The sequence below is a fragment of the Streptomyces sp. SP17BM10 genome (genome assembly GCF_036322405.1).
In the GTDB taxonomy this organism is placed as follows: Bacteria; Actinomycetota; Actinomycetes; order Streptomycetales; family Streptomycetaceae; genus Kitasatospora.
Map to the genome: position 1 here is coordinate 462,672 of NZ_JAQYXB010000675.1, position 20,643 is coordinate 483,314.

Here is a 20,643-nt window from a genome sequence, read left to right on the forward strand (position 1 = left end):
CGATGACGTGCGGAGCGGTACGGGGAAGGTCACTGGGACCGAGGCGGTCCGGGGACCGCGGTTCACCGGCCCGCGGCGTACCCCTGCATGCCGCGCGGGTTGGCGGCCGCCGAGAGGACGCCGGTCTCCGGATCACGGGCGACGGCGCACAGGCGGCCCTCCGACCACGGGTCGCCGACGATGACGTCGTGGCCGCGCCGGCGCAGGTCCTCGATGACGTCCGGGCCCAGGCGGGACTCGACGTAGAGGCTGCCGGGGCGGGTGACCCGCGGGTAGAAGGAGCTGGGGAAGCCCTCCGTATGCCAGTTCGGGGCGTCGATCGCGCCCTGGAGGTCGAGGCCGCCGCGCACCGGCGGGCGCCGGGCGAGGGCGAGGAGGAAGTGCAGGCTCCACTGGTCCTGCTGGTCGCCGCCGGGGGTGCCGAAGGCGAGGACGGGCCGGTCGCCGCGCAGGGCGAGGGACGGCGAGAGGGTGGTGCGCGGACGGCGGCCGGGGGTGAGGGAGTTGGGCAGTCCGGGGGTGAGGGAGGCCATCTGGAGGCGGGTGCCGAGCGGGAAGCCGAGGCCCGGGACGACGGGGTTGGACTGGAGCCAGCCGCCGCTCGGGGTGGCGGAGACGAGGTTGCCCCAGCGGTCCACGACGTCCACGTGGCAGGTATCGCCGCGGGTGCCGCCGTCCCCGGCGACGGTGGGCTCGCCGGAGCCGGGCGCCGCCTCGGCGGGCGCGTACGCGGAGAGCCTGGGCGCGCGCCCCTCGGGGCTGCCGGGCCGCAGGTCGTAGGACGCCCGGCTGCCGATCAGGGCGCGGCGGTCGTCGTTGTAGCCGGGCGAGAGGAGCGCCTTGAGCGGCACCTCGGAGGCCCCGCCGTACGCATCGCCGTACGCATCGCCGTACCAGGCCTCGCGGTCGGCCATGGCGAGCTTGGTGCCCTCGACAAGCGTGTGGACGTACTCGGCGCCGCCCAGCGCGTCGAAGTCGTGCGGCAGCAGGGCGAGTTGCTGGAGGAACACTGGTCCCTGGCTCCACGGGCCCGGCTTGGCGACCGTCCAGCCGTTCCAGGTGTGGGTGACCGGCTCCTCGTAGTGGGCTTCGAAGGCCGCGAGGTCGTCGCCGGTCAGGGTGCCCGGGTGGCGCTCGCCGGAGGTGTCCAGCGCGGGGCGGGTCGCGAACGCCGCCAGTGCCTCGGCGATGAAGCCCTCGCGCCAGACCCGCCGCGCCGCGTCGATCTGCGCCTCGCGCCCGCTCCCGGCGGCCTCGGCCTCGGCGATCAGCCGGCGCCAGGTCGCGGCGAGCGCCTGGTTGGTGAGCAGCGCGCCGGGGCGCGGCGCGCGCCCGCCGGGGAGGTAGAGCTCCGCCGAGGTGGTCCACTCCCGTTCGAAGAGCTCCCGGACGGTCTCGACGGTCGCCCCGATCCGCTCGACCGCCGGGTGCCCGTGCTCGGCGTACCCGATGGCGAACCGCAGGACGTCCGCCAGCCGCTTGGTGCCGTGGTCGCGCAACAGGAGCAACCAGGCGTCGAAGGCCCCGGGCACGGCGGCCGCCAGCGGTCCCGTCCCCGGGACGAGGGACAGGCCGAGCGAGCGGTAGTGCCCGATGCTCGCCCCGGCGGGAGCGGGGCCCTGCCCGCACAGCACCCGGACCGGCCCGTCGGCGGGCGCGAGGATGATCGGCACCTCGCCGGCCGGCCCGTTCAGGTGCGGCTCGACGACGTGCAGCGTGAACGCGGCGGCCACGGCCGCGTCGAACGCGTTCCCGCCGTCCTCCAGCACCGCCAGGCCGGACGCCGACGCCAGCCAGTGCGTCGACGAGACCATCCCGAACGTCCCCTGCAGGGTCGGTCGAGTCGCGAACATCGGCACCCCTCCCACTCGCCCGAACGCCACGCCGGGTCCGGCTCCGGCTGGCACTCATCGTCTCCACTGCCGACCGTCCTGTCACCACCGCCACCGCCCGGAGCCACGCGGTTCCGGAGGGTGAGGCTTGTCACTGGTTCGCTCCATGGGCCCGCCGGGTGGGTAGGTGTACGTTCCAGCGACCACCGGGTGGGGATCCCGACTCCCCCTCGGTCGTAGTTGCTCCGGTCCGCAGCGCCTCCGGCGAAGAGAGGTACCAGACATGTCTGCACAGGTGCCGGTCCACCGTCCACCCCAGCTCGTCGGCGTGGTCGCCGAGTCGACCGTCCGGGAGACCCGCGTCGCGGCGACGCCGCCGACGGTGCGCCGGCTGCTCGGGCTCGGCTACGAGGTCGTCGTCGAGTCGGGCGCCGGGGCGGCCTCCGGCTTCACCGACGAGGCGTACGCCGAGGCCGGCGCGCGCATCGGCGACGCCTGGGCGGCGGACGTCGTCCTGAAGGTCAACCCACCCTCGGGCGACGAAGTCGCCCGGCTCCGCGAGGGCACCACCGTCGTCGGCCTGCTCGCCCCGGCGCAGCACCCCGAGCTGCTGGCGGCCCTGTCCGCGCGCGGCGTCACCGCGCTCGCGCTGGACGCCGTCCCGCGGATCTCGCGGGCGCAGTCGATGGACGTGCTCAGCTCGATGGCCAACATCGCCGGGTACCGGGCGGTGATCGAGGCGGCCCACGTGTTCGGGCGGTTCTTCACGGGCCAGGTCACCGCCGCGGGCAAGGTGCCACCGGCCAAGGTCCTGGTGGCGGGCGCCGGCGTGGCCGGGCTCGCCGCGATCGGCGCGGCGTCCAGCCTCGGCGCGATCGTCCGCGCGACCGACCCGCGGCCCGAAGTCGCCGACCAGGTACGATCGTTGGGAGGCGAGTACCTGGCGGTGGAGGTCGCCCAGGAGGCGGGCTCGGACGGCTACGCCAAGGCGACGTCGGCCGAGTACGACCGGGCCGCCGCAGCGCTGTACCACGAGCAGGCCGCGGACGTGGACATCGTCGTGACGACCGCGCTGATCCCCGGCCGGACGGCCCCGCGGCTGCTCACCGCCGAGGACGTGGCGGCGATGAGGCCGGGCAGCGTCATCGTCGACATGGCCGCCGCGCAGGGCGGCAACGTCGAGGGCACGGTGCCCGGACGCGCGGTGGTCACCGGCAACGGGGTCACGATCATCGGCTACACCGACCTGGCGGCCCGGCTGCCCGCCCAGGCCTCGCAGCTCTTCGGCACCAACCTGGTGAACCTGCTGACGCTCCTGACACCGGGCAAGGACGGACGGCTGGTCGTCGACTTCGACGACGTGGTGCAGCGGGCGGTGACGGTCGTCCGGGCGGGTGAGGTCACCTGGCCGCCGCCGCCCGTGGCCGTGTCGGCCGCCCCCTCTACTGCCGTCCCCGCCACCGGCGGCCGGCCGGCCACTGGGCCCGGCCCGAAGCCGTCACGGCTCACCCCGCCCGTCCGCTACGGGTCGATCGGGCTCGGGATGCTGGCGGCCTTCCTGCTGATCGGCTTCGCGCCCGCCCAACTGGCCCGGAACTTCACGGTTTTCACGCTCGCCGTGGTCATCGGCTACTACGTCATCGGCAAGGTCCACCACGCCCTGCACACCCCGCTGATGTCGGTGACGAACGCGATCTCCGGGATCGTGGTGATCGGCGCGCTGCTCCAGATCGGGCACGAGAGCCGGCTCGTGACGGCGCTGTCCTTCGTGGCGATCCTGCTGACGAGCGTGAACGTGTTCGGCGGCTTCGCCGTCACCCGCCGCATGCTGTCGATGTTCTCGGTCACCCCCACGGCCTCCTCGACCTCTCCGTCCCCGTCGACCTCCGAAAGGCGTTGAGCCCGATGACCGCCACGACGGCCTCCCACGCCGCGGACCTCGTCGCCGCGCTGCTGTTCGTCCTCAGCCTGGCCGGGCTGTCCCAGCACCGGACCTCGCGCGCCGGTGTCGCCTACGGCATCGCCGGCATGGCGCTCGCCCTGGTCGCCACCGTGGTGGTGGCCGCACAGGACGTCTCCGCCGGTGTGGTCGCGCTGATCGTCCTCGCGATGGCGCTCGGCGGCGCGGCCGGCCTGTGGCGGGCGCGGCGGGTGGAGATGACGCAGATGCCCGAGCTCATCGCCGTCCTGCACAGCTTCGTCGGTCTCGCCGCCGTCCTCGTCGGCTGGAACGGCTACCTGGAGGTCGAGTCCCACGGCGCCGCCCAGACCCGGGTGGCCGGGGAACTGCTCGGCATCCACCACGCCGAGGTCTTCATCGGCGTGTTCATCGGCGCGGTGACCTTCACCGGCTCGGTCGTGGCCTACCTGAAGCTGTCCGCCAGGATCGCCTCGCGCCCGCTGGTGCTGCCGGGCAAGAACGCGCTCAACGTGACTGCGCTGGCCGCGTTCGCGGTGCTGACGGCCTGGTTCACCGCCGCCCCGGGCCTCGGCCTGATGATCGCGGTCACCGTCCTGGCGCTCGCGCTGGGCTGGCACCTCGTCGCCTCGATCGGCGGCGGCGACATGCCCGTCGTGGTCTCCATGCTGAACAGCTACTCGGGCTGGGCGGCGGCCGCGGCCGGGTTCCTGCTCGACAACGACCTGCTGATCGTGACCGGGGCCCTGGTCGGGTCCTCCGGTGCGTACCTCTCGTACATCATGTGCCGGGCGATGAACCGTTCCTTCCTGTCGGTCATCGCGGGCGGCTTCGGCATCGAGGCGCCGTCGGGCGCCGCGCAGGAGCAGGGCGAGCACCGGGAGGTCCGGGCCGAGGAGGTCGCCGCGCTGCTCGCCGCGGCCCGGTCGGTGGTCATCACCCCCGGCTACGGCATGGCGGTGGCCCAGGCGCAGCACCCGGTGGCGGAGCTGACCCGCCGGCTGCGGGAGCGCGGGATCGAGGTGCGGTTCGGCGTGCACCCGGTGGCCGGCCGCCTGCCAGGGCACATGAACGTCCTGCTGGCGGAGGCGAAGGTGCCGTACGACATCGTCCTGGAGATGGACGAGATCAACGACGACCTCGCCGCGACCTCGGTCGTCCTCGTCATCGGCGCGAACGACACCGTCAACCCGGCCGCCATGGACGACCCGGCCAGCCCGATCGCCGGCATGCCGGTGCTGCGGGTCTGGGAGGCGGAGCAGGTGGTCGTCTTCAAGCGCTCGATGGCCTCCGGCTATGCGGGCGTGCAGAACCCGCTGTTCTTCCGCGAGAACACCGGCATGCTGTTCGGCGACGCGAAGCAGAGCGTGGAGGCGATCCTCCAGGCTCTCCCCGAGGGCCACGGCGGCCCGGCGAGCGCCGTCCGGCAGACGACGCCGGCAGCGGGCTAGCCGTACTGACCGCGGACGCCAGGCGGACGGGCGGTCCGCCCGGGCTCACGGCCCGGGCGGACCGCCCGTTCAGCCCCCGGTCAGCAGCCGCCGGACGTTCTCGGCCTTCGGAGAGCCGAGTTCCTCGTAGAGGGCGAGGCTGCGGCGCCAGGCCTCGGCGGCGGCCGGGGCCTGGCCGAGGTGCCGGCGGATGGTGCCGAGCTGCTCCAGCGCGGCCGCGGTGCCGTCGCGGTCGCCGATGTCCTCGCGGATCGCCACGGCCTGCCCGGCCAGGTCGAGGGCCCGCGCGAAGTCGCCGGTGTCCTGCAGGACCTGGGCGGTGACGTGCAGGGCGTGCCCCTCGCCGTAGCGGGAGCCGAGCGCCCGGAAGGCGGCGAGCGCGAGGCGGCAGTTGACGAGTGCGGGTTCGTGGCGGCCCAGCACGCGGTAGGCGGGGATCAGGTTCAGGAGGCAGACGGCCTCGCCGTAGCGGTCGCCGGCGGTGCGGAAGGCGTCGGCGGCGCGGCGGAGGTGGCCGATGGCCGTCTCGTACTCCTGGAGCTGGCGGTGGCTGACGCCCAGGTTGGCCTCGATCATGGCGGTGGCGTCCGGGTCGCCGTCACCGACGAGGGCGTCGGCGAGCCGGTAGCGCTCGATCGCCCCGCGGTAGTCACCCTGGGCGTGGGCGAGGGTGCCGGCCTGGACGAGCATGAGGGCCTCGCCGGTGCGGTCCGCCGAGCGGCGGGCGTGGCCGAGGCCGAGCTCGGTGGCGGCGTGCCAGTCTCCCCAGTACTTGCGCAGGGTGAAGAACGGCCAGAGGCTGTGGGCGAGTTGCCAGCACAGCGGGTCGTCCACCCGGTCGGCGGCGTGCCGTACGAGGTCGACGAGGCTCGCGCGTTCCGTCTCGTACCAGACCATGGCCGCCTCGGCGCCGCCGAAGTCCGGCAGCGGCAGACCGGGCGGGGGCGGGGCGGCGGGCGCGAGACGGGCGTGCGGCACGAGGAGCCGCCCGGCCCGGCGGGAGGCGTGCAGGTACCAGAGCGCGAGGCGCCCTTCGGCGGCGCGGCGCGCCCCGGGGGTGTCCTCGGAGCGGGCGCGTTCCCGGGCGTAGAGCCGGATGAGGTCGTGGAAGCCGTACCGGCCGGGCTCTGGTGCCTGGAGCAGGTGGCGGGCGGTCAGGTCGGCGAGCAGCCGTTCGGCGGACGCCGGGTCGCGGTCCAGGAGGGCGCCGGCGGCGGGCACCCCGACCGACCGCCCGGGCACCAGGGCCAGCAGCCGGAACGCGGCGGCGAGGTCCGGCGCGAGGTGGGCGTAGCTGGCCTCGAAGCTGACGCGCACCGCGCGGTCGCCGACCCGGAGTTCGTCCAGCCGCCCGTGCGCGTCGGCGAGCCGCTCGGCGAGCATCCGCACCGTGCGGCCGGGCTCGGTGACGAGCCGGCTGCCCGTGATGCGCAGCGCGAGCGGCAGTCCGGCGCAGTGGACGAGCAGTTCGGCGGTCGCGTCCGGTTCCGAGGACAGCACGGCGGGGCCGGCGATGCGGCCGAGCAGTTCCCTGGCCTCGGTGTCGGTGAACGCGGCGAGTTCGATCCGCTCCACGCCGTCGAGTTCGGGCAGCCGGCTGCGGCTGGTGAGCAGCACCGCGCAGCCGTCGCTGGCCGGCAGCGCGGGCCGGATCTGGGCGCCGTCGAGCACGTCGTCCAGCACGATCAGGACCCGTCGGTCGGTCAGCAGGCTCCGGTAGAGGGCGGCGCGTTCATCGAGCGCCGGGGGCACGTCGGTGGGGCTCACGCCGAGCGCCCGCAGGAGCCGCGCCGCGACTTCGGCGGCCGGTACGGGCGCCTGGCCGGCGCCGCGCAGGCCGGCGAACAGCTGGCCGTCGGGGTAGCGGCCGCGCAGCGCGTGGGCGGCGTGCACGGCGAGGCTGGTCTTGCCGATCCCGCCGGGGCCGGTGACCACGAGGACCGGTGTGCGCCCGGTGGCGCCGCTGCGGCCGAGCGCGTGCCGGACGGCCGCGAGTGGCGCAGTGCGGCTGGTGAAGTCCGGCAGATCGGCCGGGAGTTGAGCGGGAGGACGGGCGGCGGTCGGCGCCGGGGCACGGGTGTCCTGCCGGGGCTGCGGCGGTTCCTCACGGGCCGCGGCGATCAGCTCGGCCCGGTCGTCGTCGGCCAGTGCGAGCGCGTCGGCGAGCGCGGCGACCGACTTCAGCCGGGGGTTGCGCCGGCCCGACTCCAGCATGCCGATCGCATGCGTGGAGACGCCCGAGCGTTCGGCGAGGCCCTCCTGGGTCCACCCGAGGCGCAGCCGGTACTCGCGCACCATGTCCCCGAAACGCACGACAACCCCCATCGCCCCCACCGAGATGCCGCCGCCAACTATGGCATGGGTCATGCCAGGCGTGGCGCGGAGAACGCAGGGCGAACGCAGGGTCCACGCCATGGACCGCCGACCCCGCCGGGCCCAAGACTCGTGTCCGCCCGGACGCCGGCACCCGGCGGTACGCGAAGGATCCCAAGGCTCCCACGGGCCCGCAAGGCCCGCGGCGAACCGCCGCGCCCGGAGCGCCGGGGCGTCACCTCTCATCGAGGACCAGAGGACCAGGAACACCAGGAAAACCAGGGGGAGTTGTGAAACGCATCAAGTCAGCGGTGGCCGCGGGCCTCGCCGGCGCGATCGGCCTGACGGGCCTCGCGCTGGCCCAGCCGGCCGGCGCGACGACGCCGGCCACGCAGCGGGTGCTCACCGAACTCGGGCGCGTCCAGGGCCTGTTGCCCACGACCGGCGCCGCGGCCCGGGTCGCAGCGCCGGTCGGGCAGTCGCAGGCGCCCGCCCGGATCGCGCTCAAGGGCGCCAAGGGCGGCGCCTCGCAGGCCGGTTCGCGGATGACGGTGGAGCCCGACGCGCTGCCGGACACCGACAGCGCCGTCATCGCCGACGCCGACGCGGTCTCGCACGTCTTCGTGCTCCGCAGCGCGCGCGCCGCGACCGACGTGAGCTTCACCGTCACCGGCTTCGACGGCCGGCTGGTCGCCGACCCGCTCGGCGGCGTGCTGCTGGTCGACCAGGCGACCGGCCGGGCCGACAGCCGGATCAGCGCGCCGTGGGCGTACGACGCCAAGGGACGTCCGCTGCCCACGAGTTACACGGTCGACGGCGACACCGTCACCCAGCACGTCGACACCCGCGGCGCCGCGTTCCCGGTCGTGGCCGACCCGCACTACACCTGGGGCTGGATCACCGGCACCGTCTACTTCAACCGCAACGAGACCTCGCACATGGCGTCCGACGCGGGCTTCACCGCGGCCATGTTCGCGTTCGCCCCGCCGCCGTTCAACCTGATCGGCGCCATGGTCGCCGGGAACATCTCCCGGGTGGCGTGGAACGCCAACAGCGACCACAAGTGCGTGAAGGTCAAGTCGCTGGTGCCGGTCTTCCCGGCGTCCGAATACTCCGGGGGGTACTGCCGGTGACCATCATGACGAAAGCGCCGAACTCCCTTGCACGGAGGGTACTCCGGGCAGCAGTGGTCGCCGTCTCGATGCTGCTGACGCTCGCCTTCGCGGGGATGGCGACCCCCGCGACGGCGGTCACCGGCGGCGGCCCGGCGACGACGGGGCAGTACCCGTGGATGGTCCACTTCCGGGACACCAGCAAGTACTCCCTCTTCAGCTACAGCTGCGGCGGCGTGCTGATCGCGCCGACCAAGGTGCTGACGGCCGGGCACTGCGGCCGGGAGTACCAGGGAAAGCTGGACCACGCGCTCGTCGTCCAGGGACAGACGACGATCCTGGAGGGCGGCACCAACTACACCATCGGCCGGATCGACATCAGCCCCCAGTTCTCCCCCGACCAGGAGACCGGCGACTCGAAGAAGTACGACATCCACCAGGGCGACGTCGCGGTGGTGACCCTCAACAACCCGATGGTCGGCGTGCCGACGATGCCGTTCGCGCACATCCCGGCCGATGAGACCCTGAGCGGCAAGGGCCTGATCCTCGGCTGGTCACCGGAGAACGTCGACATGCACGGCGGCATCAAGGAGAGCCTCAACTCCTCGATGGTGCCGATCCTGCCGGACTCGGCGTGCACCCGCCCGTACGGCTCGCTGTTCCGGGTCGGCCAGATGATCTGCGCCGGCGACGCCAAGCACGACGCCTGCAACGGCGACAGCGGCGGTCCGCTGATCCGCAACGGCTGGGTCATCGGGATCATCTCCGGCGGCGGCAACGACGGCTGCGATCAGGCGGGTTACCCCGGCACCTACACCCGGGTCGCCGCGTTCTCCAACTGGATCCAGCAGATGAAGGAGGACCGCGACCACGCACCCTTCTACGTCAACGGCAAGTGCATGGACGGGGACGTCGCCAACGGCGACCACGTCCCCGGCATGAAGGTCCAGCTCTGGGACTGCAACGGCTGGCGCAACCAGTTCTGGTACACGCTGAACGACCACATCTTCAACGCCCGCAACAGCTACTGCATGAGCGCCGACATCAGCCACGGCAGCTACAACGGCATGCCGGTGCTCCTCCAGCCCTGCCACACCTGGAACGCGCCGAACGAGACCTGGATCATCGACGGCTACACGATCAAGAGCGCCTACAACGGCAAGTGCCTCGACGCCGACGTATCCGGCGGCTACCACAACGGGATGAAGGTCCAGCTGTGGGACTGCAACGGATGGACCAACCAGCAGTTCTGGTGACCGAGCCCGTACGCCCGGCCCGCCGTCGCCCCTGCGCGACGGCGGGCCGGGCCGCGTCGACGGACCGTCAGGACGCCTGCTGCGCCCGGGCCAGCCGGTCGGCCTCGCCGCGGCGGGCCGGGGCGAGCACGTCCACCGGGGTCCCCGCGCCCTCGCCGGGGCGGGCGCCCCAGCCGCGCAGGCGGTCGGCGAGCTGCCGCACGCGCCGGTCCTGCGGGCCGGGGACGAGGTAGAACAGCGACTCGTCCACCTCGTCGTCGTCCCCGCCCCAGCGCACGACGCCCTCGCACTCGGCGAGGATGTCCCGCAGCACCAGCTCCTGGTGGGCGAAGAACCCGCCCTTCGCCGTGGCGCCGGGGCGGATGCGCACGGCGGTGCCGGACGCGAGGTTCGACTCCGGCGCGCCCGCGCGCAGGCCGCCGATGGCCTGCCAGCCGAGCAGGTCGCCGCTCGGGAGTTCCTCCACCTCGTAGTGGAAGCGCCGGATCACGTGGACGAGGATCTCCTCCGCGTCGCCGATCCGGATGTCCACACTGAGGCCCGTACCGGCCACCGGGCGGGTCCAGACGGTGGAGACGTGGTTCGCCTCCTTCTCGATCGTCCAGCCGTTGGCACTGGTCGGGAGCTTCTTCGCCGGGTCGCCCGGCTCGAGCGTCCCCTTCGACGGCGCCGCCGTGGCGGTGCCGGGGAGCAGCGCGCCCAGGGCCGCGGCCGCGCCGATCACGGCCGCACCCTTGACCGCGGCGCGCCGCGTGAATCCGATCTGCACGTCTTCCATTTCCTTGTGTCCCCCTCTGTCTTCCACGAACGCTCTTCTACAGCACGACGATCAGCACGAGCGTGGGCACGAGCAGCAGCACCAGACTCACCGGCCAGTACACCCGGCCCCGGCCACCCGGGGCCGTCCGCCGCCGCACGGCGGCGTTGGCGAGCCACCACAGCACCCCGAACGCCCCGACCACCGGGATCAGGATCGCCAGCAGCGGCAGCACGCCGTCGTTCTCCGTCGGCTCACGGCTGGTCCAACCCAGGGCGGCGAGCGGCCAGTTGGAGGCGAAGTACCACAGCAGCCAGACCGGGACGACCGCGGGAAGCCCCAGCAGCAGGTTCAGGACGGCGGCGGCCGGCGAGTAGGTGCGCATCTGTTCGTGCCCCGGCCTCACTTGCTGCGCGACAGCAGGTTGTAGTTCTCCAGCACGTTGTACAGCCCGATCAGCTCGCGGCCGTACTGCTGCGCCGCGTCGCCGAGGCCGTTGTAGCGGGCGAGCAGCGCCTGGGTGTCGGTCTGGCTGGTGGTCAGGCCGGGTCGGGCGATGCCGAGCTGGCGGGAGTTGTAGATCGTCAGGTAGGTGACCGAGCGGATGTTGTAGGCCGGGTCCTGGAGGTTGTCCCAGACCTCCCGCAGGTTGGCCTCGGTGAGCTTCGTCCCGTTGATCAGGCCCTCGCTCAGGCAGTGGTTGCGGGCCTCGATGGCGATCCGGGCGAAGATCTGGCCCCAGCCGGTGCTGCAGTCGTCCTTGAGGCCGTTGCGGACGGCTGCGTCGGCGGCGAAGTCGAGCGCGTTGAGCTTGCGCAGCTCCCAGAGCACGGGGGCCTGGATCAGCGCCTTGCGGAGCTTGAACTCGCGGGCCAGCGCGGTGAACAGCCAGTCGGCGCTGAGCACGAGGTCGAAGGCCTTGGTGGTGGAGACGCCGCCGAGGGTGGCCCAGTCCTTGTCCGTCCAGCCGTCGCCGCCGGTCTCCGGCACGCCGATCGACGTGAGGTAGCCCTGCACGTCCTTCAGCATGGCGTCGCGGTAGGCGCTCTTGTCGAGGTCGGTGTCGAGGCCGGCGACGGTGGCCGCGCCGGGGTCGAAGTCGCCCTGGCCGGTGTCCCGGCCGGAGGCGATGTCGGTGTCGATCTCGATGGCCGACGCCCCGCTGCCCACCGTGACGGTGGCGATCTGGTCGAACGCCCAGTTGCTCGGCATCGGGTAGCCGAGGTTGCCGGAGAAGCCGCTGGACATGTCGGAGACGAAGCTGGTCCGGGCGAAGCCGGCGTCGGCCACGCGCTGGCACACGTTGCGCGGCCCGTACACGCCCACCTGGTACGGCGAGTTCTCGCTGACGGTGTGGTGCACGCCGCGGAAGTGCGGGATGACGTAGGTGCTGACCTCGCCGTCCATGGCGTCGTAGTCGACCGCGAAGTAGATCGTCGTGCCGGCCTTGAAGCCGTGGAAGCGCGCCCACTCGATCGCGCGGAACGCGTCGTTGGTGCCCTGGTTGTAGCTGAAGTAGTCGGCCGACCGGCTCCACGTCTGGTAGATCGGGAAGCAGCGCAGCCCGTACTGCTTGATGGTGTCGAGCTCGCCGGGCTGGATCTGCTTCTCGGGCAGGCTGGTGGTCGACGGGTTGGACAGGTAGCGGCCGACGTACTGGTAGCCGGCGTCCTTGAGCGCCTGCGCGCGGGCCGGGGTGATCTTGGTGACGCCGTCGCAGGCGCTGCCGCGGCGGGTCTGGTCGCCGTAGGAGACGAGCAGCGAGGCCCAGGTCTGGAAGTCGCCGACGCCGGTGACCGGCAGCTTGACGAAGGACTGGAACGCCTCGACCCCGCTCTTCACGGCGGCCGTGAAGTCGCCGAACGCGACGTCGCGCCGGTTGAGGACCATCGCCGCGGTGAACAGCATCGGCCAGGTGCCGGTGGCGCCGACCGAGACGGGGTGGCTCTTGAGCCCCGCCTGGGTGCCCGGCCCGAAGGCGCCGTTGGCGGTGCCGTCGGCCATGCCGATCTCGTACTGGATCGCGAACAGCATCGACTTGGCGACGTCCCGCGAGTGGTGCCCGTCGCAGGGGATCACGAAGAAGTCCCTGCGGTTGACGTAGCGGCCGTTCAGCCAGCGCTGGATGGCCCGGATGGCGTCCGTCCCGTCGGTGACGGTGACGTACGCGTCCATGTTGAGCAGGCCCTTGACGACCTTGGGTTCCAGCGAGCTGCCCGGGAACACGCCGTCGAGGCCCATGTGGAGCTTGAGCTTGGCGACGGCCGCCTTGACCCGCCCGTTGTACGTGCCGTCGATCTCGCCGCCGTCGTAGCCCTTGCAGTACAGGGCGGCCTGCAGGATCCGGCAGAAGTTCGCGGACGGGACGGTCGACTCGTCCAGCTTCGGGTACTTGGTCTGCAGCGTCGACAGCGTGGTCGGACCGAAGGAGTTGGAGAGGGAGGTGATGCCCATCTCGTACTGGAGCGCGCGGGTCAGCGCGTACATCACCGTCCAACCGGTGCGGCCGTCCTCGTCCAGCTTCGATATCCCGAGCGTGGCGCCGTTGTTGTAGGTCGTGTTGACGAACCTCTGAGCCAGCCGGACCATCTCGTCAGCCATGGGCTGCGATCCCCCATTCGCGCCTCGCCGCGGCTCTTCCGCCACGGCACGGCCACGAACTTTACCAGGGCTTTTCCCCGCCTTGGCGGTCGGATTGCAGGAACTGCTCGGCCCATATGATCTTGCCCTCGGCGGTGTACCGCACACCCCAGCGGTCGGTGAGCCGGGCCACCAGGAACAGCCCGCGGCCGCCCTCGTCCTCGTCGGCGGCGTAGCGCAGGTGCGGGGAGGTGCTGCTGCTGTCGGACACCTCGCAGATCAGCGTGCGGTCGTACAGCAGTCGCACCCGGATCGGTCCGGTCCCGTAGCGGATGGCGTTGGTCACCAGCTCGCTGAGCACCAGCTCGGTGGCGAACACGGCGTCGTCCAGGCCCCAGGCGCTGAGCCGGCGGGTGGCCTCGGCGCGGGACTTCGCCACCGCCTCGGGGCTCGCGGCCACCTCCCACCCGGCCGACCGGTCCGGCGCCAGCACGCGGGTGCGGGCGACGAGGAGCGCGATGTCGTCGGTCTGCCGCGCGGGCAGCAGGGCGTCGAGCACGGCGGTGCAGATCTCCTGGGGCGAGCGGCCCGGGCGGCCCAGGGTCGCGGTGAGGAGGTCCAGGCCGGCCCCGACGTCGCGGGTGCGGTCCTCGATGAGACCGTCGGTGTAGAGCACCAGGCCACTGCCCTCGGCCAACCGCAACTCGGCGGCCTCGAAGGGCATTCCTCCCAGGCCCAGCGGCGGACCGGCCGGCAGCACCGGCAGCTCCACGGTGCCGTCCGGGTGGACGAGCGCGGGCGGCGGGTGGCCGGCCCTGGCCAGGGAGCAGGTCGCGGTGGTCGGGTCGTAGATGCAGTAGAGGCACGTGGCGCCGGTGATCGCGTGCTCCCCGTCCGCCTCGGCCGTCTCCTGGTCGATGTGGGCGACCAGCTCGTCCAGGTGCCCGAGGAGCTCGTCCGGCGGCAGGTCGAGGGTGGAGAAGTTCTGGACGGCGGTGCGCAGCCGGCCCATCGTCGCGGCGGCGTGCAGGCCGTGGCCGACCACGTCGCCGACGACCAGCGCGACCCGGGCGCCCGGCAGCGGGATCACGTCGAACCAGTCGCCGCCCACACCCGCCTGGGCCGGCAGGTAGCGGTGCGCGACGTCGACGGCGCTCTGTTCGGGCAGGGCGCGCGGCAGCAGGCTGTGCTGGAGCGTCACGGCCATCATGTGCTCGCGCGTGAAGCGCCGGGCGTTGTCGACGGACACGGCGGCCCGGGCGGTCAGCTCCTCGGCCAGCGACAGGTCGTCCTCCTCGAACGGGCCCCGCTCCCGGCCGCGCCAGAAGCACGCGACGCCCATCAGCACGCCGCGCGCCGTCAGCGGCACCGCGATCAGCGAGCCCAGGCCGAACTCCAGCACCGCCTGCGTGCGTTCGGTGTCCTGCCGCCGCCACCCGGCGTCGGCCGCCAGCTCGGGCACCAGCGCGGAGTGCCCGCCGACGAAGCCCTCCGCCTGCGGGGTGCTCCCGGCCCACCGGACCAGCTCCCCGCGCGGGTACAGCGGCGAGTCGTCCCGGATCCCGTCGAGCGCCACCCGCCGCAGCTCGACCGGCTCCCCGACGGCCGGCGTCCGCGGCTCCTCGCCGCTGAGGACCGCCTCCGCGAGGTCGACGGTCGCGAAGTCGCAGAACGCCCGGACGGCCATCCCGGCGAGCTCGTCCGCGGTGCGCCGCACGTCCAGCGTCGTGCCGATGGCCACGCTCGCCTCGTAGAGCATCCGCAGCCGGCCGCGGGCGGTCTCGGCGCGCCCGGCGAGGGCGCGCAGCTCGGTGGAGTCGCGCAGCGTGGTGACGCTGCCGGGCGGGCCGCCCCCGCTGTCGGTGGGCCGGGTGTTGACGGCCAACAGCCGCTCGCCGACGGGGAGCACCTCGTCGTCCACCTCCCGCCCGGAGACCAGCAGCTCGGCGGTGCGCGCGGCGAGGCCGAGGTCCGTGACGGCGCGCCCCTCCGCGTCGGCCGGCAGGTCGAGCAGCCGCCGCGCCTCGTCGTTGGCGAGCAGGATCCGGCCGTCCCCGCTGACGATCACCACGCCCTCGCGCACCGAGTGCAGCACGGCGTCGTGGTGCTCGTACATCCGCGTCATCTCCTCCGGCCCCAGGCCGTGCGTCTGGCGCAGGAGCCGCCGGCCCACCAGCGCCGTCCCGGCCGTGGCCACGCCGAGCGCGACGGCGCCGGCGCCGAAGACGACCGGCAGCTGACGGTCGACCGCGCTGCTGACGTTGGCGACCTTCATCCCGGAGGACACGATGCCGATGACGGCGCCGTTGGCGTCCTCCACCGGCACGACGACCTGGTACTCCCGGCCGAGCGGCCCGTGCACCTGCTCGACGGTGACCTTCCCCTCCAGCGAGGGACCGATGGTGCCGACGAACTTCTTGCCGATCAGCTCGGGCTTGGGGTGGGTGTAGCGGATGCCGTTGCGGTCGGTCACCACGATGAAGTCCACGTTGGCCGCCTTGCGCGCCTCCTCGGTCAGCGGCTGGAGCACGGCACTGGGGTTCGGCCCCTCCATCGTCGCCACCAGGCCGGGGCTGTGGGCGAAGCTCTGGGCGGCGGCGAGCGAGCGGTCGCGCGCCGCGTCGAACCGGTCGCTGCGGGACTGCACCAGCAGTGCCACGACGGCCACCACCACGAGCAGCAGGACGATCAGCACCTGGAGGACGAACATCTGGCCGGCGACGCTGCGGATCCCCAGCACCGAGCGCGGGCGCCGCGACGACGGCTCCCGCGGTACCGGATTCGGGTGTCGCCGCTCCCGGCGGCCACCCGGTCGGCGCGGGGGCAGCCGGGGCGGGGGCCCCTGGTCTGCGGCCATACCCCCATGATCCCGCTCCGGGCGCGGCCGGAAACGTCGTGGCGGCGGGCGCACGGGCTCAGCGGGGGACGGACCGGATCAGCAGCAGCGCCACGTCGTCGGTGCGGTGCTCTCCGTGCCCGGCCCGGTCGATCAGCGCGTCGGCCAGCCGCTCCAGCGGCTCCCCGCCGCGCCGCGCCAGCGTGGCGACCAGGCCGGCCAGCGCCCGGTCGGGGTCGGCCCCGGGGGTGTCGACCAGTCCGTCGGTGTAGAGCACCAGCGTGGTGCCGACCGGCAGGGGGACGGGGATCTGCGGGTACTCGGCGGCCGGGTCGACGTTCAGCACCATCCCGATGTCCGGCTCCAGCACCTCCGCCCGGCCGTCCGGCCCGCACAGCAGCGGCACCGGGTGCCCGGCGTCGGCCAGACCGGCCTCGCGCCGGGCCAGGTCGATGCGCAGGTAGGCGCAGCTGGCCAGCAGTGCGGTGTCCAGGTCGACCAGCAGGCGGTTGGTGCGGCAGAGCACGGTGCTCGGGTCGGCGTCGGCGGACGTGAAGGCGCGCACCGCGGTACGGACCTGGCCCATCAGCGCGGCGGCGTTGACGTTGTGGCCCTGGACGTCGCCGATGACGACGGCCACGCTGTCCGGCCCGGCCCGGATCAGGTCGTAGAAGTCGCCCCCGACGTCCATGCCCTCGGTGCACGGCAGGTAGCGGGCGCAGACCTCCAGGCCGGGGATGGCGGGCAACGCCCCCGGCAGCAGGCTCTCCTGGAGGCCGTGGGCCAGGCCGAGCTTGGTGTCGTACAGCCGGGCGCGGTCCAGCGCCTGGGCGATCAGACCGCCGAGGGAGGTGAGGACGGCGCGCTCCTCCAGGTCGAAGCGGTGCGGCTCGGCGAAGGCCAGCACGCAGGTGCCGATCAGCCGGCGCGAGGTCACCAGTGGCAGGTAGGCCCAGGCGGACATCCCGTCCTGCGTCTCGTGGCGGCCCGGGTAAAGCCGCTCCAGCTCCGCACGGCTCTCGAAGTAGGCCGGCACGGCGTGGGTGGAGGCCCGGACGCCGGGCGTCGGCTCGGTCAGCGGCGTGCCGTCGAACTGGTCGACCAGGCCGGGCGGGTAGCCGCGGTGCCCCGCGATGCGCAGCCGGCCGCCCTCGGCCAGCAGCACCGCCACCGCCCGGCCGCCGAAGGCCGGCACGATCTGCTCGGCGACCATGGTCACGACGTCCTGCACGCTGATCGCCTCGGTCAGCGCGCTGGCGAGGTGCAGCAGGTGGTACAGCGCGCCGGGCCGGGTGTGCACCGCCCGGTCGGCCGGCGTGCCCGCGGACCGCTCCCGGCGGGCACCGGCCAGGGCGGTGAGCGGGGCGACGGGCGCGGCCGGGGCGATCCGGACGGTCAGGCCGGTCGCGTCCGGGAACAGCTCGAACGACAGCCGGCGGTCCGGCGGCCGGACCGCGACGAAGGCCGCCGACTGCCCGCTGATCACCGCCGACCGGCAGTGGTACTCGTACACCGGATCGCGCAGCCACGGCAGCACCGCCCACGGCCGCCGGCCCAGCAGCCGATCGGCCGGCTCCCCGAGCAGCTCGGCGGCGGCCGGGGTGACGGCGGCCAGCCGGCCGTCCAGATCCAGCGCGAACACGCCCTCCGGGAGCCGCGCCGCCATCGCCGCGACCGGCTCGCCCTGACGCCGCTCCGCCACCGCCGGGCGCGGGCCCGCCCGCACCGGCCGCCCGGCCCCCTCGGCCCCGGCCAGCACCTGGGCCAGGCGACCGGCGATCGCGTCGAGCGCGCCGCGCTCCCGGGCCGACAGTTCCGGGGCGTGCGCGGCGGGCCACAGGACGAACAAGGCCCCGTACGTCGTCCCGCGCGCGACGAGCGGCACCGCGGCCAGGCAGAACGCGTACGGCATCGCGACCGCGACCCTCGGGTACCGGCGCGCCAGCTCCTCCGCCCCGCCCACCCACACCGTCCGACCACCGCGCACCGCGTCGGCGACCGGGATCGGCGCGGTCACGCCGATGTGCTGCCACGGCCGGGTGAACTGCCGGGCGGCCCCCAGCGTCATGGCCAGTTCGAGCGCCTGCCGGTCCTCCGACAGCAGGTAGACCCCGCCGAGGTGCGCGCCGAGCCGCTCCGGCACCGACCGCAGGACCTGCCCGACGGCCTCCAGGCCGGGCCCCGCCGCGGCCCCCGCGCCCTCGGAGGACGCCTGCCGTGCCACGCCCATCACGCGCACCCCATTCGGCCGACCGGCCCCCTCCCATAGTGGCCCGGCAGGGCGCCGTGTGCCCCGTCGCCGCGGGGACGCGGGGACGCGGGGCGCGGCCGGGCCCGGCGGCGGCGCCACGCACGGGCTGAACCCCGCCCAGCTCCGTACGTCGCGCCGCGCGCCCTCAGCTCGGCCCGGCCCCGGACTACAGGAACCCGAAGGGGGCGGTGGCATCTGCCACCGCCCCCCTTGGTCACGGCCTCGGGTCACGGCCTCGGGTCACACCCTTCGGGGCATGCCCCGTCCGTCACGCCCCGCCGGCGATCTGGCCGAGGTTGGTCCAGCCGTCCGGGCCGCTCGGGTCGCCGCCGTTGTCGGCGTAGGCGGTGACGTGGCCCTCCGGGGAGGTCCTGAGGTAGTCGGCGTGGGTGTCGCCGGTGAAGTCGACCAGCTGCACGCTGGCGTGGTCGGTGGTCACGCCGGTCGCGACACGGCCGATGGGCTGCCAGCCTCCGTGGCCGTCGCCGCCGTGGTTGAGCCACGCGCTGACCGAACCGTCGGGGTTGATCACCCAGTAGTCGGCCTTGCCGTCGCCGTCGAAGTCGGCCAGCCGGACCCGGCTGCGGTCGGTCGTGACGCCGGTGGCCACCTGGCCGAGGCCGTGCCAGCCGCCGGAACCGGCCGGGTCACCGCCGCGGTTGAGCCAGACGCTGACCGTGCCGTCCGGCTTGATCAGCCAGTAGTCGGCCCTGCCGTCCCCGTCGAAGTCGGCGAAGCGCACCTGGCCCTGGTCGGCGGTCAGACCGGTGGCCACCTTGCCGACCGGCTGCCAGCCGCCGGAACCGGCCGCGTCACCGCCCCGGTTCAGCCACACGTTGACCGAACCGTCGGGGTTGATCACCCAGTAGTCGGCCTTGCCGTCACCGTCGAAGTCGGCCAGCCGGACCCGGCTGCGGTCGGTCGTGACGCCCGTCGCGATCTTGCCGAGCGACTGCCAACCGCCGGAACCGGCCGGGTCACCGCCGTGGTTGAGCCACACGTTGACCGACCCGTCGTCCTCGACGGTGACGTAGTCCGGCCTGCCGTCGCCGTCGAAGTCGGCCCAGCGCACCCGGCCGCCGTCGCCGGCCTCGGTGCCCGCGCGCGGGACGGCAGGGCGCGGGGCCCAGCCGTCGGCCACGACGCGGTCGAGGGCGGTGTGGAAGACCTGGGCCATCTTGCGGTAGCCCTCGTCGTCGGGGTGCAACTGGTCGGGCAGGTCGTGGGCGGGGTCGAGGTCGGCCGGGTCCACGTAGCGGACGTGCCGGCCGGCGCGCTGACGATCGGCCTCCAGGGCGGCGATCGTGCGGTTGAACTCGGCGGTCTCCCGTTCGAGACCGGCCGTCGCCGTGAGCAGGCCCTGGATGACGACGGTCACCCGCGGCTTGTCGGTGTGGATGCGGTCGACGAGTTCGCCCAGCGCGGTGGCGGCCGTGACCGGGTCGGCCTTGTCGAACTTGACGTCGTTGATCCCCAGGTGCAGCAGGACGACGTCCGGGTCGGCCGCGGTCAGCCACTGGTCGATGCCGTCGCGGATCTGCCGGATCTTGTAGCCGCTGTGGCCCTCGTTGTCCGGATCCACCTGGGTGCCCGAGGAGTTCGAGCCCACCAGGTCGATGGTGTACGGCGACTGGCGCGCGGTCAGGTCCATCAGCGGCGCGCGGTAGCCGTCACCGGTGCGGCTGCCGGCCCCCCAGGTGATCGAGTCGCCGAGCGGCATGACCTTGATCAGCGGAGGTGCGGGCGTGACGGCGGCCTGGGCGGTGGTCGGGGCCAGGCCGAGGCCGGCGCCGGTCACGGCGAGGAGTGCCGCCAGCGTCCGGGAAACGCTCTGTTTCATGGCAGGGAGTACGGCTTTCGAAAGGGGCCGGGGTCAGGCCGGCCGTGGAGTGCGTGGTGCACGAGGTGGGCCCGGCCGCTCCGCGCGCCGTACGGCGCGGGGAGCGGCCGGGCCGGAGCCGGGCGCCGCGGGAAAGGGGCGCCACCGACTCGGGCGCCGCTGGATCAGGCGCCGCTGGCGATCTTGCCGAGGTCGGCCCAGCCGCTCGGGCCGGACGGGTCGCCGCCCTTGTTCGCGTACCCGTGGGTGCTGCCGTCACCGGGGTTCCACAGGTAGTCGGCCTTGCCGTCTGCGGTGAAGTCCGTGAAGTAGACGGAGTTCTGGTTGGTGGTCAGGCCGGTCGCGACGCGGCCGAGGGACTGCCAGCCGCCGCCGGCGTCGCCGCCGTGGTTGAGCCACACGTTGACCGTGCCGTCCGGGTTGATCACCCAGTAGTCGGCCTTGCCGTCACCGTCGAAGTCCGCGAGCCGGACCCGGCTGCGGTCGGTGGTCACGCC

At 73.8% G+C, this 20,643-nt stretch carries 13 protein-coding genes; 4 read left to right on the forward strand and 9 right to left on the reverse strand.

Annotated features, from left to right (window positions below):
* Positions 1-62: 62 nt before the first annotated feature.
* Positions 63-1,853: a gamma-glutamyltransferase family protein gene (locus tag PUR71_RS37850; RefSeq protein ID WP_329931804.1), complete on the reverse strand. Its 1,791-nt coding sequence runs from the start codon at positions 1,851-1,853 to the stop codon at positions 63-65.
* Between the two features lie 262 nt (positions 1,854-2,115).
* Between PUR71_RS37850 and PUR71_RS37855 the strand changes: the two genes are divergently transcribed.
* Both PUR71_RS37855 and pntB read left to right on the forward strand, forming a co-directional pair.
* The gene (locus PUR71_RS37855; RefSeq protein WP_329931805.1) at positions 2,116-3,732 is read left to right on the forward strand and encodes a Re/Si-specific NAD(P)(+) transhydrogenase subunit alpha; all 1,617 of its coding nucleotides are present in this window, start codon (positions 2,116-2,118) and stop codon (positions 3,730-3,732) included.
* A 5-nt stretch (positions 3,733-3,737) separates the two neighbouring features.
* A complete protein-coding gene (gene pntB, locus PUR71_RS37860) occupies positions 3,738-5,201 on the forward strand; it encodes a Re/Si-specific NAD(P)(+) transhydrogenase subunit beta (protein ID WP_329931806.1) in 1,464 nt (487 codons plus the stop codon).
* Positions 5,202-5,270: 69 nt separating this feature from the next.
* On the opposite strand, the gene PUR71_RS37865 is transcribed toward pntB, so the two are convergent.
* The gene (locus tag PUR71_RS37865; RefSeq protein ID WP_329931807.1) at positions 5,271-7,514 is read right to left on the reverse strand and encodes an ATP-binding protein; all 2,244 of its coding nucleotides are present in this window, start codon (positions 7,512-7,514) and stop codon (positions 5,271-5,273) included.
* Between the two features lie 290 nt (positions 7,515-7,804).
* Here PUR71_RS37865 and PUR71_RS37870 point away from each other — a divergent pair, with 290 nt between their 5' ends.
* Both PUR71_RS37870 and PUR71_RS37875 read left to right on the forward strand, forming a co-directional pair.
* Positions 7,805-8,647 carry a hypothetical protein gene (locus tag PUR71_RS37870; protein WP_329931808.1) on the forward strand — a complete coding sequence of 281 codons (843 nt, stop codon included), beginning with the start codon at positions 7,805-7,807 and terminating at the stop codon, positions 8,645-8,647.
* Positions 8,648-8,700: 53 nt separating this feature from the next.
* Entirely contained in the window at positions 8,701-9,882 is a 1,182-nt protein-coding gene (locus tag PUR71_RS37875; protein ID WP_329931809.1) for a trypsin-like serine protease, read from the forward strand.
* A gap of 67 nt (positions 9,883-9,949) precedes the next feature.
* Here the strand turns inward: PUR71_RS37875 and PUR71_RS37880 are convergent, their stop codons facing one another.
* The 7 genes from PUR71_RS37880 to PUR71_RS37910 form a co-directional block, all read right to left on the reverse strand.
* The gene (locus tag PUR71_RS37880; protein ID WP_329931810.1) at positions 9,950-10,651 is read right to left on the reverse strand and encodes a twin-arginine translocation signal domain-containing protein; all 702 of its coding nucleotides are present in this window, start codon (positions 10,649-10,651) and stop codon (positions 9,950-9,952) included.
* Positions 10,652-10,697: 46 nt separating this feature from the next.
* Complete coding sequence (locus PUR71_RS37885) at positions 10,698-11,024, reverse strand: hypothetical protein (protein WP_329931811.1); 327 nt, start codon at positions 11,022-11,024, stop codon at positions 10,698-10,700.
* Positions 11,025-11,041: 17 nt separating this feature from the next.
* Positions 11,042-13,240 carry a glycoside hydrolase domain-containing protein gene (locus PUR71_RS37890; protein WP_329931812.1) on the reverse strand — a complete coding sequence of 733 codons (2,199 nt, stop codon included), beginning with the start codon at positions 13,238-13,240 and terminating at the stop codon, positions 11,042-11,044.
* 61 nt (positions 13,241-13,301) lie between these two features.
* A complete protein-coding gene (locus PUR71_RS37895; RefSeq protein WP_329931827.1) occupies positions 13,302-15,929 on the reverse strand; it encodes a SpoIIE family protein phosphatase in 2,628 nt (875 codons plus the stop codon).
* Positions 15,930-16,134: 205 nt separating this feature from the next.
* Positions 16,135-18,285, reverse strand: coding sequence for a SpoIIE family protein phosphatase (locus tag PUR71_RS37900; protein WP_329931813.1), 2,151 nt, complete (start codon positions 18,283-18,285; stop codon positions 16,135-16,137).
* A 289-nt stretch (positions 18,286-18,574) separates the two neighbouring features.
* Complete coding sequence (locus PUR71_RS37905; RefSeq protein WP_329931814.1) at positions 18,575-20,146, reverse strand: FG-GAP-like repeat-containing protein; 1,572 nt, start codon at positions 20,144-20,146, stop codon at positions 18,575-18,577.
* Between the two features lie 164 nt (positions 20,147-20,310).
* Positions 20,311-20,643, reverse strand: a 333-nt coding sequence (locus PUR71_RS37910; RefSeq protein WP_329931815.1) for an FG-GAP repeat domain-containing protein, incomplete at its 5' end; no start/stop codon positions are given.

Bases quoted from the DNA above. Each gene is read 5' to 3' on its own strand.
- PUR71_RS37855 (WP_329931805.1), top strand. From the start codon at position 2,116: ATGTCTGCACAGGTGCCGGTCCACCGTCCACCCCAGCTCGTCGGCGTG.
- PUR71_RS37905 (WP_329931814.1), bottom strand. From the start codon at position 20,146: ATGAAACAGAGCGTTTCCCGGACGCTGGCGGCACTCCTCGCCGTGACC.
- PUR71_RS37850 (WP_329931804.1), bottom strand. From the start codon at position 1,853: ATGTTCGCGACTCGACCGACCCTGCAGGGGACGTTCGGGATGGTCTCG.
- PUR71_RS37895 (WP_329931827.1), bottom strand. From the start codon at position 15,929: ATGTTCGTCCTCCAGGTGCTGATCGTCCTGCTGCTCGTGGTGGTGGCC.
- PUR71_RS37885 (WP_329931811.1), bottom strand. From the start codon at position 11,024: ATGCGCACCTACTCGCCGGCCGCCGCCGTCCTGAACCTGCTGCTGGGG.
- PUR71_RS37890 (WP_329931812.1), bottom strand. From the start codon at position 13,240: ATGGCTGACGAGATGGTCCGGCTGGCTCAGAGGTTCGTCAACACGACC.
- PUR71_RS37900 (WP_329931813.1), bottom strand. From the start codon at position 18,285: ATGGGCGTGGCACGGCAGGCGTCCTCCGAGGGCGCGGGGGCCGCGGCG.
- pntB (WP_329931806.1), top strand. From the start codon at position 3,738: ATGACCGCCACGACGGCCTCCCACGCCGCGGACCTCGTCGCCGCGCTG.